Genomic DNA, 14,508 nt, shown 5'->3' on the forward strand with positions numbered 1-14,508 from the left:
AGCTTAGCTTGATAGTGATGTGGTAGGACCCCCTACTGTAGAAAAATCTGTAGCGATAATGGCTGCTTCTTTCGTCGTATACTTTCCTTCTTTTGAATCTTGAATCATAAAAAAAGCCTAATTTGAAACATATAGATCAAATTAGGCTTTTTTATACTTTGTCATTTTTTCTCTTCCCATTGATTACAGTTCACTATATAAATTTCAATGAGTGATTACATACTTTCATGAATACTCTGCACATCCACTTTCTTTTTTCTCCATATATACTTTTTCGTAGACATAAAGACAACTAATGAAATAGCGACTCCAACTGTAACATCTGAAGCAAAATGGGCCCCTACTATAATACGACTAATTGGCACTAGTATCATCCACATAATAATACAAATCCAAATGCCTATTTTTTTATTTTTCAATGAATTGAAATACCCTGGTAATAAACTGAACCAAATAACGAGCGCTGCATTCGCACTATGGCCTGAAGGAAATGACATAAACTCATCACTCTTAGCAATTCCTTGAGGTATAAACCATTTTGAAAATCCTTCAAAAGATCCTATAGAAATCATATGACGATAGCGTTCTCTACCCCATCCTAATTTTATTAGATTAAATGTAATTAACACGATCACTACACTTAATAATCCAATTAACGCAATATCTCTCAATCTTGCATCATCATACTTACTCCATGATTTAGAAATCATATAGCAAACTGCAATAAAGCATATCATAAAAATTGGAATTAAAAATTTTGAAATGACTAAATACTTCACTAGCATAAATGAAGCTATAAAAGCGAACAAAAGAATGATTAATCCATAGCCGATTCCAGATAGATAATACCCTCTTGAACCTTTATTCTTTCTAACTTTAAATAAATACATACTAGAAAGTAAGGCAATAAACATCGCTGGAATTTCTCCTATAGCTTGTAAAAAAAGAGCGATCTTATTAGTTGGTTCATATAAACTATGGGATATCTGTAGGTCTGTAAATGCGAATATGCAAAGTAAAATAGCGAAAGTTAGACTTACTATCACTTTTTTATTTTTCATCCTTTCCCCCTACTTCCCACTATGTTTTAATATAAAACTCCCCATCTCAATCGCTAAATCTTCACTTTGAGGATAGACACCTACATTATCTCCATATGCGTGCCCTAAACCACGATAGAGGACTGTTTCAGTATCCACTCCTTTTTTAGTCAATTTAGCTGCATACGCCAAACATTCTATCATTAAAAAATCATGTTCTCCTACCGTAATAAATGTAGATGGATAGTCTGGAGATACATCAACATATGGACTTAAATACTTCGAATTAATTTCTTGCGTACCAAGTATTTCTGCCATCCCTCCGGCCATTGAATGCATCACATTAAGCATTTTTTCTAATCCTTTTTTATATTTCGGAGCAATCTCATACTTATCTATACTCCAAGAATAAAACTCGTCTTCATAGTCACACATATTAAGTGTAGGATACAGAAGCAGTTGTCCTTTAACGAGGTTTCTGCCATCTTCCATATCTCTCGTTGTACAATACTGAGTTAAGTTCCCTCCGGCACTATCACCAGCAACAAAGATATTATTCTTATCACCACCGAATGCTTCAGCATTCTCATAAATCCATTTTAAAGTAGTGTAACAATCTGTATGCCCAATTGGAAAAGGATGTTCTGGAGCTAATCGATAATCTACGGAAACGGCTAGTATATCTGTTTTTTCTACTATTAATTTCACAAGTTCTTCTACCACATCTGGTGATCCCGCCATAAATCCGCCACCATGAATAAAGTATAGAATTGGAGCATTTTCTCGTTTCGAAATACTATTATAAATTCTTATCGGAATATCATATCCATCTTCCGCTTTAACTGTTTCATTCGTAATATTTATATTTTTAGTGACGATCGGAACGCTTTTAATACCATTAAACTGTTTTCTCATATTCTTTACTGATTTTTCGGAAGCGTCCATTTTCATCATATTTTTAGGCATAAACCTCATTATGTTCATTTGAACCTTCATGTCTTTATAAAGACGTGGATCCATTGCTCCCTTTTCATCGCAATCTGGTATGTTTTTCACTAAGATTTCTGCACCTTGTACATTGATGGTTTCTTGTTTTTCTTGAATTTTTTCTAATAAATCTAAGCTATATTGTCTAGTCATCTTTTATTCCCCCTACCTTTCGTTAAAACGCTTACATTTTTTAAAAAATCATATAATCGTGTAAATTTCCATTTACTAAATAAAAATACGTTCCATGTACAAAATGTAACACGGAACGTATTTTTATTGTTGTTCATATTTGATTCAATTATTGTCATTTTTTGATATCATATTTTTTCTATATTGTAATGGTGTATATCCATATTTCCCCTTAAACTGTGAAATGAATGACTTTACATTGGGAAATCCATGTTTTATTGCTATATCTTGTATAGAATTTGTACTACTAATAATATCTTCATAAGCTTTATGAAGCCTGTATCTCGTTAAAAAAGAGGTGAAATTTGACCCGAAAGATTTTTTGAACATACGGGAAAAGTGTTCCTCACTCACAAAAAAGTGTTTCGCCATATCTTTTAGTTTAAGCTCTTCATCGTAATGTTCATAAATATATGTAATCATCTCTTTTTGTTTATTTCCAAGTTGAAAATCATTATCTACTTTCTCCCCATCTTTACAATGGCGCAATAAAATATAAACAATTTCATAAATTAAACTATTAATTTTTATATAACTTAAATCATCAGAATTTGTGACTAACTCCTTTAATTCATAAAATATTTGTTGGAACTTTGTGTTCTGAACAACGGATTCTTTTAGATTAAATCTATATTTATCAAAATCATCATTTAACTCTTTAAGAAATTCATAAGAAACTATTAACATCATGACTGCACAACTTACATTCTCAACTTTTTCAAATTCGTGCACATCTCCACTGTTTACAAAAATAAACTCGCCAGCTGATACTTTCTTTTTTTTTCCATTTACATACAAGAAAACTTCTCCATATATTACTAAACTAATTTCGATACTTCTATGCCAGTGTGGAGGAATATAGTAATGAAAATCAGCCGGAATCCTTGTACTATCTATATATTCAACCATACCTGGAATTTTATCACGCAATTTTATTTCTTCATATTTTCCTTGCTTGACTGTCAATCATGTTCCCTCCTTCTTAGCTGTATAGTAAACTTCAAATAGCTCCAATCAAAACTGATGCTATATTAATCCTTTTCACTTTATTTAATAATCATCCACAATCACTTGGATCACACGATGAGATTCTTCTGCCCCTCCCTTATTACTCCCTTTATTCGCATCATATGTAATTAACGCCTTCCAAAGCGCCCAACCTCTCGCTCTATTCCACGTTTCTTCGTCCATACGTAATATTTCTTTAAATATGTTTCTACTATTCTTATCAAAGAATGTCCAAGCCATCGCTGCATCACAAGCAGGATCTCCTACTCCTAATATCCCAAAATCAATTACGGCACTAAGCTTTCCGTCTTTAACGAGTAAGTTCCCTCGCGCTATATCTCCATGCACCCAAACTGGTTTGCGCTCCCACGTTGACCGAAGTGCTAAATTCCAAAAATGTTTTAATAATGCCTCATCAAAAACGTCTTTATTATTTTCGATAGCCTCTCTCGCTTCTTGATCGTATACAGATATCAATCCGCCTCGATAAAAATTATGCGCACCCGCTATTGGTCCGTTACTCGCATCGATTGATTGCAACGCTACTAGAAATGATCCTAAATCCGTTGCGAATTCATTTAAATCATGTACATTTTCTTTCGTAACTGTCTCTCCTTCTACCCACTTATTAATAGACCAAGACCACGGATATTCTTCAGACGGATTCCCCTTCGCAATTGGAGCAGAAATTGGCAAAGAAAGTTCCTTACTTAATATAGGAAGCCACTTGTTTTCCTTCTCTACTTGCGGTGCATATGCTGCATCACTTGGTAATCTTACACTCATCTGATCGCCTAGATGAAACGTTCTATTATCATGCCCGCTAAGCTTTACAGGTTTCACTTCTAAATGTGCCCATTCAGGAAACTGTTCCTGTATTAACTTTTCAACTAAACTTACGTTAATTGGATGCATTCACATTCCCCTTCTCTTTTGAAACTTACTAAGCCCATCCGTACTGCCAACATATTCAAAACCGTTTTCCTTATAAAAATCATTCAATGTACGATTATGCCCAATACAATCTAACTTCAAATACTTTTTATCCCTTTGCACATTCTCTTCCACCCACTGTAACATCCATTCTCCTATTCCATTCCCCTTATACTTCCGTTTTACCGCAAATCTATGAATATATAGTGAATCAGAAACTTCCTCTTTACCAAAAATAAATTCATCCCATTCATTTTGTTTAGGAGATACTGTAACCGTAGCGACTATTTCATCTTCTTTTGTAACAACATACGTATATTTCTCGCTTATACCTTCTAGTATTTCAGCCGTAGCTTCTTCTCCTAAAAGATACTGCCATTGATCTACTTCTTTATCTTGTAACCACTGTGCTACTTCTTTTAATAGAATTATAATATTATCACTTTCCTCTTCAGAAGCAATTCGAATGTTATAAGTTTCAACAGTATTTCTCTCCATATTGTCGTTCCCCTTTCATATTACTATCAAACGGATAAACGCGTTCTATCATCATTTTCGTCTGTAACGTATTCAACGTAAAAACCTTGATTCATTGCATTTTCATACATTATATACCAAATCCAACTACTATATTTTGTCGATCCTATGTAATTTGCATTTCATCGCCAAAAAAAACCGCTCCACTACTGTGAAACGGTTTCCTTCTACTTATATTTAAGTATTGCATTCAATTACTGCACTACGTTTTAAAATAATTTCTAATCTGCTCACCACATCAGCTATTCATTTTTAACATTCACTTCGACTTAACAAAATAATATAAAAACCACACCGCATGATTTTGTTCATCTGCAGCTATTCTGCGCAATAAATCTTTCATAGATGCATCTGATGCTTCATCTGAAATTTCCAAATAAAAATCTACGGTCTTTTGCTCATCTTGTATAGCGAATTCTAATCCTTGTAAGTACGTATTCGGGCAGTCTTCGATAATCTGTGGTTTCGGCTGCCTACCAGTCAAATTCGTATACATTTGTACAAAATGATGAAAATGCTTTATTTCATCATTACGAATTTCAAGAATTTGTTTTTGCTCTACTTGATTTGGAGCCATGCTAGCTAATTTGGCATAGCAATTTATAGCGCTATACTCTCCGTTAATCGCTTTTTCAATATCACTAATCAACTTATCATTCTGTCTATACCAATCATGATAATTTGCATTATACATCGTATCCCCTCCATGATTTCGCATAACATTTTATGCATTTTGAAATAGTAGGAGCATGTATATATAACAGGACTGCAAATACTAAGTCTTCACTCACATGTAAAACATTGAAAAAGCCTATAAATTTCACCACAAAAAAACGCTTCACTATTAGTGAAACGGCTTTTATTTTTAAACATGTAATTCTGTTTTTTGTCCCTTTACTGCACTACGTTTGAAAGCAGTCGCTAGAATAATAACCATACTTACTACACCAATCCAAACGAGGACAGTAACTGGTGTATTCCAGCTTAATCCTTTTCCGAAGAAGAAGATTTCTCTAAGTCCTTCGATCATAAATTTCATTGGTAGCCATGAGTAAACCCAGTCTTGATAAAACGAGGGCAACATCTCAGGCGCTAGCGATAATAATGGTGCTCCGAAGAACAGCAATAAAGCAAATAATCCGATTCCATTTAGTCCAACTAATGAAAGTACTGCAGAAATCATTAAGAAGAAGCTAAACGCTGTAATAGATAAGAACAACGCCGTATCCGTTACATTCGAAATATTTAATCCTACCATGCCATCTGCGATCCATGTAAGACCAAATCCAATTACAAGTGCCGCAACAGCTCCTGTTATTATTTGTTTTACTTTTAATACAAAGTTTTCTTTTCGTGTACCTACTGGCATTTTACGAATCGCAATAAAGATGATTGCTGCACTAGCTAAACTTGCAATCCATAGCGGTTGGAATAAAGAAATTGGCGAGTTACCGTTCGCACTATTTTTTCCAACCTCATTCACATTTGTCACTTTCTTCGCAATAGGTGTTACTAAATTTGAAGCTTGATCTGCTGTTAAAGTAGCTCCTTTCGCTTTCAATCCCTCTAATAGCTGCGTACGAACAGTATTGTTCATATTATCAACTACACCATTTAATATTTGCCCTGCCATAGTTGATGCCGCTGTATTCATTCCTTGATTTATGAATATTTCTACCTCTGGCGAAGATGGCTGTGGTGTTCGTAATGATGCCTGTTTTGCGCTAAATTCTTTCGGAATGACTAATGCCGCGTAATACTCTTGATTGTTTAACCCCTTTTGAACCGATTCCTTATTTTTTACTTCTACCCACTTCACCGCAGGTTCTTCATCTGATTTCGATGATTTTTTCATCGTATCAACGATTGTTTGCCCCATATTCATTTTAGGCTGATTCGGAATTTCTACTCCCTGATCCTCATTTACAATTGCAATTGGTAAATTTTTCGGCTGTGGTTGAACTGTCGGGAATAATGTTAATGAAAAAATAAAGACAATAAGTAATGCAATGACTGGTGATAATAATAAAAGTTTATTTTTAAACATGTTCTTTTCCCCTCCTTTAATTTCAGTTACAATAAGTGAACAACGTGTTGTTTATTTATATTTTGAATTATATGTTTGCATTGAACCTTATACAATAATCAAAAACCGCGAATGTGTCGGTTATAAGACACATTTGATACATATGTTGAAGAAAATTTAGGAGGGAGATACTTTGCGAGATAGTAATTTAGATTTACGCGTGATTCGTACGAAAACGGCAATACGAAATGCATTTGTGGAATTAATTGAAGAAAAAGGCTTTGACGCCATTACAGTAAAAGATATTACAACGAAAGCGAACATAAACCGCGGTACTTTTTATACACATTATCAAGATAAATTTGATTTAATGACGAAATGCCAAGAAGAAATTATGCATGAGATGTCTGCCATTGCAAAAAAGAAATTTCCGGAAGTTATTGCGGATCTTGGATCAAATCCTTCCCCAACGACTCCATTTGTACTTATCGCTTCTATACTGGAGTTTCTAAACGAGAATAGTCATTTTATAAAAGCTGTACTTAGCCCAAAAGGAGATTTATCATTCCAAACAAAACTGAAAGACTTTATGTGGAAAACACTGTTTGAAGATACGAACGGTGCTCTCATTAATAAGGAGAATTTACTTGTTCCAAGCCAATACTTAGCTTCTTATATGGCATCTGCTCATATAGGTGTCATTCAGCAATGGTTAAATAACGGGCAACAAGAAACACCAGAGGAAATTGCTCATATTTTATCAACAATCGCAGTTCATGGACCTTTTTATGCAGCTGGCTTGAAGAAATAAGTCAGTCGCATTGAACTATGTTTTTATCAACCTCAATTACATCAATAACCTTACAGATGCATTTATTACGAAAAACATCTCTGTCTCTGTAAAAGTAATCATCTCATTTAATGGTTTTATATCAATTACTATTATGTAATTTTCATTAGAGTAATACCCTATGGCTGAGTATTTATTAATAGCTAGAAATTTATGTTCCTATGAAAAAAAGCTGTTGAAAAGAATTCTCTTCAACAGCTTCTCCATTATTAACGATATACACGAACTGCACCTGCAGAATTATCATCTGCTTGTCCAACTACTTCAAATTTCAATCCAAGCTTCGGTACTTTACGTCCTGCATCTGGGATTAAATCGTTCATATACAATTTAGAATCATCAAACTTCGTTACACCTGGTAGCCCTTTGTAATCATATGTTCCGCGTGTTGGAGATACAACTTTCCATGCTGGCGCTTGATTAAAGGAGAACGCAGCATCTGCGATTTGGAATCGTGTACTATTTTTAACAGTTGGTTTGCCGTTTAGCGTTCCAACAATTGCCTCTGGGTGAGAGTCAACAACCCCTAAGAAACCTTCGCCTGGATGCATACCAACCCAATTATCTGTAAAGCTAGAGTCTGCATACCATACAAGAAGACCTGTATTATACGGTACACCACTGCTATATTTTAACGCTTGATCAGCACCAGCGTAGTTTCTCCACTCTAAATAGTAGTTATGCTTCTTCTTATCAAAACCGTTTGCTACAACGAAACCATTTAATTTTAATTTCGTTTCGCCTTCTGCATCATCAGAGAACACAACATTTCCATCTACAGTTAATGTAGCATTATCAAAAGTAAAGCCGTTCGGTGCTAAACCACCATCTGTAATGTATTCGAATACTAATTTTACTTTTTGGCCTTTAAATTTGCTTAAGTCATATGACTTATCTACCCATTTACCATCTGTTGTGTCTAGACCATTTTTCACATTCTTTTCACCAATTCGATCCACTAACGTTTTCGTACCATCTTCTGTCACTGCATGTACTTCAAGGAAGTCATACCCTGTTTCAATTTCATATAATGATTTGTAATCAAACTTCGCATTTGCTGCATTTGTTAAATCAAACACTGGCGTTTCTAATGTTGTATGAAGATCATCGCCTTTTGTACTATAGTAATATTTCTTACCAAATGCAGGCTGAATACCTTTTACATCTTTGTCTGGTAAGTTAACCCGAATCAGACCAGGACGATTTGATTTCGTTACACTTTGATCTAAGTACGTCGCAAGACCGATACCACGATTTAATTTATCATAGTCAGCCTCTACAATATTTGCCCAGTTTCCACCCATGTTCTTTTGAAAGAACTCTTTGTTTTGCGGAGAGAAACTTGGTGGCGTTGTACCTGCAATTTTACCTGCCCAGCTACCACCGCTCATAACAGACCAAGAGTTAATTGGCTCACCTGCTCCTGAGTACTTCGTATCATACTCATCTGGAAGACCTAAATCATGACCAAATTCATGCGCGAATACACCAACTGCTCCATCTTCTGGCTCAATTGTGTAGTCGTATGCTGCCATTTTACCGCCCCAGTTATCAACCTTTGCTTTTGTTCCTTCAATTGGATATGGTGCTCCAAGATTCCAGCGATGTGACCAAATTGCGTCATCACCTAGTCTACCGCCGCCTCCATCTTGCCCAACTCCAGCGTGAATGACCATTAAGTGATCAATCAGACCATCTGGTTCATTTTTATTACCATCACCATTATTATCGTATTGATCGTATTGGTCAAATTCAGATAAATCAATACCACTTTCTACAGCCGCATTTAATGCCTCTTTTACAAAATCACGAGGTCCTTTTGGCCCTTTATTATCATGACCACCATCACCAGCATCTGCACCATAATCCGCTGCTTTACCAGGAACTGTCAACCACTTTGTCACTGTCCCATCGACTGAATAGCTGCCACCAGATTGCTCTTCATAATATTGTTTAAATGTTGGGATTTTTGAACCATCAAAGAGTGTAAACGGCTCATTACCAAATAGCATTTTTTGATAGTGTTCTGGATTAAAATCATTTGAATACATATAACCTGGTACTTGATCAATATTGTTATGCTTAAAGTCATCAAACTCTACTAGCAATACAAGAACTTTATCTTTACGAACATCACCGTTATATTGTTTTTGCTTCGCTGAAGTAGTTGGTACTTTGCCGTTTAATCCCCCTTTAACCGGCTCTTGTCCAGTTACCGGGCCACTAGCAGGTTGATTTGCTTTGTCTTTCTCATCTGCTTTTGCATCTTTAACTTTTTTCAAAAAATCAGCAGCTTCTCTTGTAACACTGTCCCCCGCTGCTGGTTCTTTTCCAGCATTTTCGCCTTTTTTCTTCTCTACGTATTTTTCAACAGCTTTTAATGTGTCTTCTTTCGACGTAGATTCACTAATTACACCGCGTTTCTTGAGCGCATCTGCTAAACGCTCCTCTTGAATTACATTTTCATCAATTGGACTTAAAGTCCCTGCATTAGACGGCGTTGCCGCATAAACAGATTGACCCCCATATCCAAATGTGCAACTAAGCACAGCTGCTACCGCAAGCGTAGACAGCACTTTAACAGGCTTTTTCTTCATCCCTATTCCTCCCCAATATTAAATACAGTACAACGTTTATATAATAATGAAAATTCAGATAATTAACAAGATATTGTCTGAATTTGTAATATTTTTGAAAAAATCCTTCATTTTAGATTAGTATACATTATGATTCATCGATATTTTCAGGGAATACAGACAAAAGTTGATAAAACTATTAAAATCTTTGTATATCATATGCTCATTTTTATTTTGATCTTCCGTTTCAGTTAAAATCATAAAGAAATCGCCCACTATATTTAGTGGACGATTTCTTTATTTATCTAAATAACTACAGTATCTCAATATACCCTTCTGTTCCATGTACCCGTATTCGTTGCCCATCTTTTATTAGTTTCGTAGCGTTCTCCACTCCAACGACTGCTGGCAAGCCATATTCACGTGCGATAACCGCTCCGTGTGTCATAAGTCCGCCTACTTCTGTTACTAACCCTTTTATCGATACAAACAATGGTGTCCAGCCAGGGTCAGTAAATGCAGTAACTAATATATCTCCTTCTTCTAAATTCGCATCTTCCATATTCAAAATAACGCGAGCCCTTCCCTCTATCACACCTGAAGAAACAGGCAGACCTACGATTGCTTCTACAGGAAGATTTTCTCGTTTGTACTTACCTGTAATGATTTCTCCATCAGACGTGATAACACGCGGAGGCGTTAGTTTTTCATATAATTTATAATCTTTTTTTTGTTTATGAATAACCTTGTAATCTAGTTTATTCGTACGGACGACTTCGTGAAGTTCTTCAAAAGTTAGGTAGTATATATCTTCTATTTCATAAATAACGCTGTTTTGCACGAGTTGCTCAGCTTCTTTCAGTAATGCCTGCTTATATATAAAATAGCGATTAATCATGCCGTATTTCGGGTATTCACGATAACCGATGAAATTTCGGATGTTACTGATCATTCGCTTCGTTTCTTCTACTTTTTGTTTACCATCCGGCAAGTGCTGCAATCTCTCTAATAACTCTTCTTCTTTTTTCAAAGCTTCCTGCAATCCTTCTTCAAATTTCCGCTTACTAGCACCATACTCAAAGTCTCTTATATTATTTACAATCATCTGGATAATGGAAGCTGGCTTTTCACTCCAGCGCGTTTTTGTAATATCAATTTCTCCGCTGCATCTCATTCCGTATTGATTCAGAAAAGCATGAATCGCATCTCGAGATTTTCCTCCGCCTTCAAACTGAACGAGTTCCTCTAAAAAGCTACTATCTTTTACGTGTTGTAAATATTCAACGACTTCTGGATAAGGACGAATCACATCTGCAACGTCCATTAATGCTAAGCCCATTTCTGACGTAATATTGTTTCGTACAGATTGAGAAAGTGTGTCTGCTGCGTTTTTTTCACCTAGCCATTGCTCCATCTTTTCATTAATCCATGAAGAAGCATTCATACCTGCCATAATTACAGCCGTACTTTGCGGGCTAAATAATATCTTCTGTAATTGCTGCTGGATATCTTCTAAAATGAAATCAAATACAGCCGATCCGGATTTCGTTTGAATGTTTCGTTTTAACTCTTCGATCGATACTTGACTATTCTTTATTAAATCCGTAACGATTGCCGGATTGTTTTCGATTTGTGGTTGCGAACTTGCAGATGGCACACTTTTACTAACACTCTTTTCTTTTTCATCATCTGGTAACAATGTAATAAAACCATCTCGCTCAATTACAGTCGTTAATGCATCTCTGATGAGCGGATCTGATTTTCCTAAAGTGTTTATTAAGAAATCTCTGCTAGCAGGTGAAGCTAACTTTTGTGTAGCATCAACAAACAGCCTTCCTCCTGCTTTACGCATAGGCGCATGCGTCGTTAACAGGAAAAAAGACAAGCCCAGTGGTTTCATCGCATCCGTCATCATTTGTTGATGACCAACCGATACATACACATGATTTTCTTGATCGTTTGCTTCTGGAATTGGATATAAAGTCGTAATTGGCCTACTTTGGACAATATAAAATGTATCATCAACTAAACACCATTCGATATCTTGCGGACAACCAAAATAAGCTTCAATCTGTCTTCCGATACGTGCTAGTTGTAAAATTTGTTGTTCAGTAAGGGTTTGAACCGTTTGCTGATTAGGGGCAATTTGCTTTGTCTCTGTTCCGCCTTCTTTCCGTCCATACATAGCTATTTTTTTAGTTGCGATCATCTTATCGGCGATTTCGCCCTCTTTTACTTTATAATTATCGGCAGAGACAAGTCCTGATACTAGCGCCTCACCAAGTCCAAAACTGGCATCAATCGATAACACCTTTCGATTAGAAGTAATTGGATCAGCAGTAAATAAAATGCCCGAAGCTTCCGGGAAAACCATTCTTTGAACGACAACACATATAGAAACTTGATTATGATCAAAACCGTTTTGCATTCGGTATATAACCGCTCGATCTGTAAATAAGGACGCCCAGCATTTTTTAATATGCTGCAAGATAGCTTCTTTTCCAATTACATTTAAATACGTATCTTGTTGACCTGCAAACGAGGCATGTGGTAAATCTTCAGCAGTAGCACTAGAACGTACTGCATAGGCATGCTCATCGCCAAAACGCGAGAGATAATGAGTTACTGATTCCACTACATCAACTGGAATTTCCACTGTCATAATGGCTTCTCTAATTTTCTTACTAATTTCACCAACTTGAACTCGGTCTTCCATTTTTAACTTTGTTAGCTGCTGCAACAAGGGTTGAAACGCTTCATTTTGTGCGATGGCCTTTTCATACCCTACCGTTGTAACACAAAATCCTTCTGGCACTTGTATCCCTTGCACGTTTGATAACGCCCCTAAATTCAATCCTTTTCCACCAACGAGCGAAAGCTGCACCTTTTCTATTTCCTGAAAATCGAGAACGAAAGAACTCATGTAACATCTCTCCTTATTTTGCATGTGTTCTTGATTGTAGCAGTAGTAAATGAGAAGAAACAGTCTATTTCGATCGTAAATTACATGGTATAATTAAGTTAGGAAGAGATCATTACTTCTATTCCCCCTCTAATTCACTTCAATCACATCAACAAACTTAAAAATCCGTTCATTACAAAAAGCATCTGTACAAATAACCGTCTCATTTATTGGATTAATATCCACTACTGTTATGCAATTTTTATATAAATAACCATCTTTATAATATGTAAGTAAAATCTCTTCTTCACCTAAAAATGAAGTTAATAGCTTATTTTCAATCATTCCTTTTGCATCCTACGTTAAGATTGGACGCGAGACTCTCGGTTGCTCCTGTATCATTTCTTTAATCACTGCAAACTGCTCTGGCATACTGGCAAACGGTTGCCACTTTATCATGTGCTAACAACCATTGATAAATTAATGAATTTGAATTTCGAAAAATATTCCGGAGTATATGTTGTTGAGCATTAGCACCCTTTACCTGAGTAAAGAGAATGTTATTCATGTATGTTATTCATGTATGTAATTCATAACTTCTCGAATATAACTTTCTAAAGGCTGTTTAGTATCTACAACTAAACACTTATATTCAGGAGGTTTTTTACTATTCTTGATAGTATATTTAAAAGATTCTTCAGACTGTATCTCTTTAATTTGGCTTAGCATTCTATCACGGTTTCTTAATCTGAAATTTACTTCATTACTATCATCTAGGTAACATTCAATATATTTGTATTTAACATTATATTTTTTTGATAAATCTGTTCCTTTTTCAACCATTTCTTCATACAAGCAAGGACTATCAAATATTACAGCCTGTCCCTCTGATAAGTGAAATTCAATTAAAGACCAATCAATATTGTATGAAATCTTACCAGCAAGCTTTACATCAATTGGAGCTTCCTCAATGGAAAGTAATAAAGCGGTTTTTACAATATCGTGGTCAATAATAACTGCTCCAGTTCTCTTAGCGATTTTCCGAGCAAGTGTTGACTTACCAGAGCCAGGGAAACCTGACATTTGAACAAAAAACATATAAAACACCCTCTCACGTATTCTCTTTTAACTATCCTGCACCCTTCAGTTTAAATGAGTAAAAATTCCGATTTTCTATTATAGAATTTTAACCAAACCTTATTACAAACGATTAATTTTTATTATACATTAACAAACTTTATTCAAAAGCCTCAAAAACACCATCCTTTCTAATCTAGCTTTTTTAGAAAGAATAACGTTTTTTTGATACTTAGGGGTATTAAAATCGCTTGAGTTGATGAGCATAGGTTAGCGTCACACATCCATCAACTTAAGGATTTGGACTATTCTTGAAATTAAAAGTGCGTTACTATTTTCCTATATTAATGAGAAAGGGTGACGTGCTTTTTGTTTTAAGA

At 35.4% G+C, this 14,508-nt stretch carries 11 protein-coding genes and 2 pseudogenes; 1 reads left to right on the forward strand and 12 read right to left on the reverse strand.

Going from position 1 to position 14,508, the window contains the following annotated elements; translation table 11 throughout:
* Positions 1 to 215: 215 nt before the first annotated feature.
* From COI75_RS00705 to COI75_RS00740, 8 genes and pseudogenes are all read right to left on the reverse strand, one after another.
* Positions 216 to 1,061, reverse strand: a complete 846-nt coding sequence (locus COI75_RS00705; protein ID WP_000791471.1) for a phosphatase PAP2 family protein — start codon at positions 1,059 to 1,061, stop codon at positions 216 to 218.
* Positions 1,062 to 1,070: 9 nt separating this feature from the next.
* The gene (locus COI75_RS00710; RefSeq protein WP_000198314.1) at positions 1,071 to 2,180 is read right to left on the reverse strand and encodes an alpha/beta hydrolase; all 1,110 of its coding nucleotides are present in this window, start codon (positions 2,178 to 2,180) and stop codon (positions 1,071 to 1,073) included.
* A gap of 144 nt (positions 2,181 to 2,324) precedes the next feature.
* Entirely contained in the window at positions 2,325 to 3,185 is an 861-nt protein-coding gene (locus COI75_RS00715) for an AraC family transcriptional regulator (RefSeq protein WP_000216761.1), read from the reverse strand.
* Positions 3,186 to 3,269: 84 nt separating this feature from the next.
* Positions 3,270 to 4,142 (reverse strand): aminoglycoside phosphotransferase family protein, encoded by an 873-nt coding sequence (locus COI75_RS00720; RefSeq protein WP_000553378.1) that lies wholly within the window; start codon positions 4,140 to 4,142, stop codon positions 3,270 to 3,272.
* A complete protein-coding gene (locus COI75_RS00725; RefSeq protein WP_000440846.1) occupies positions 4,143 to 4,658 on the reverse strand; it encodes a GNAT family N-acetyltransferase in 516 nt (171 codons plus the stop codon).
* 26 nt (positions 4,659 to 4,684) lie between these two features.
* Positions 4,685 to 4,771 (reverse strand): annotated as a pseudogene (locus COI75_RS00730) (DUF2691 family protein); the annotation flags it as partial.
* 185 nt (positions 4,772 to 4,956) lie between these two features.
* Positions 4,957 to 5,391, reverse strand: coding sequence for a ferritin-like domain-containing protein (locus COI75_RS00735; RefSeq protein WP_000282111.1), 435 nt, complete (start codon positions 5,389 to 5,391; stop codon positions 4,957 to 4,959).
* 171 nt (positions 5,392 to 5,562) lie between these two features.
* A complete protein-coding gene (locus COI75_RS00740) occupies positions 5,563 to 6,744 on the reverse strand; it encodes a YhgE/Pip domain-containing protein (protein WP_000475858.1) in 1,182 nt (393 codons plus the stop codon).
* Positions 6,745 to 6,916: 172 nt separating this feature from the next.
* On the opposite strand from COI75_RS00740, the gene COI75_RS00745 reads away from it, so the two are divergent.
* Positions 6,917 to 7,534 (forward strand): TetR/AcrR family transcriptional regulator, encoded by a 618-nt coding sequence (locus tag COI75_RS00745; protein WP_001205670.1) that lies wholly within the window; start codon positions 6,917 to 6,919, stop codon positions 7,532 to 7,534.
* 248 nt (positions 7,535 to 7,782) lie between these two features.
* On the opposite strand, the gene COI75_RS00750 is transcribed toward COI75_RS00745, so the two are convergent.
* The 4 genes and pseudogenes from COI75_RS00750 to COI75_RS00765 all read right to left on the reverse strand — a co-directional run bounded on the left by COI75_RS00750 (position 7,783) and on the right by COI75_RS00765 (position 14,149).
* Entirely contained in the window at positions 7,783 to 10,170 is a 2,388-nt protein-coding gene (locus COI75_RS00750) for an immune inhibitor A domain-containing protein (RefSeq protein ID WP_000730112.1), read from the reverse strand.
* Positions 10,171 to 10,462: 292 nt separating this feature from the next.
* Positions 10,463 to 13,072, reverse strand: a complete 2,610-nt coding sequence (ppsA, locus tag COI75_RS00755) for a phosphoenolpyruvate synthase (RefSeq protein ID WP_098448141.1) — start codon at positions 13,070 to 13,072, stop codon at positions 10,463 to 10,465.
* A 129-nt stretch (positions 13,073 to 13,201) separates the two neighbouring features.
* Positions 13,202 to 13,510 (reverse strand): annotated as a pseudogene (locus COI75_RS27160) (YolD-like family protein).
* A 114-nt stretch (positions 13,511 to 13,624) separates the two neighbouring features.
* On the reverse strand, positions 13,625 to 14,149 hold the full coding sequence (locus tag COI75_RS00765; protein ID WP_000466452.1) for an AAA family ATPase: 525 nt from the start codon (positions 14,147 to 14,149) through the stop codon (positions 13,625 to 13,627).
* Positions 14,150 to 14,508 lie beyond the last annotated feature (359 nt).

The organism is Bacillus cereus (assembly GCF_002564555.1).
Taxonomy (GTDB): Bacteria; Bacillota; Bacilli; order Bacillales; family Bacillaceae_G; genus Bacillus_A; species Bacillus_A cereus_K.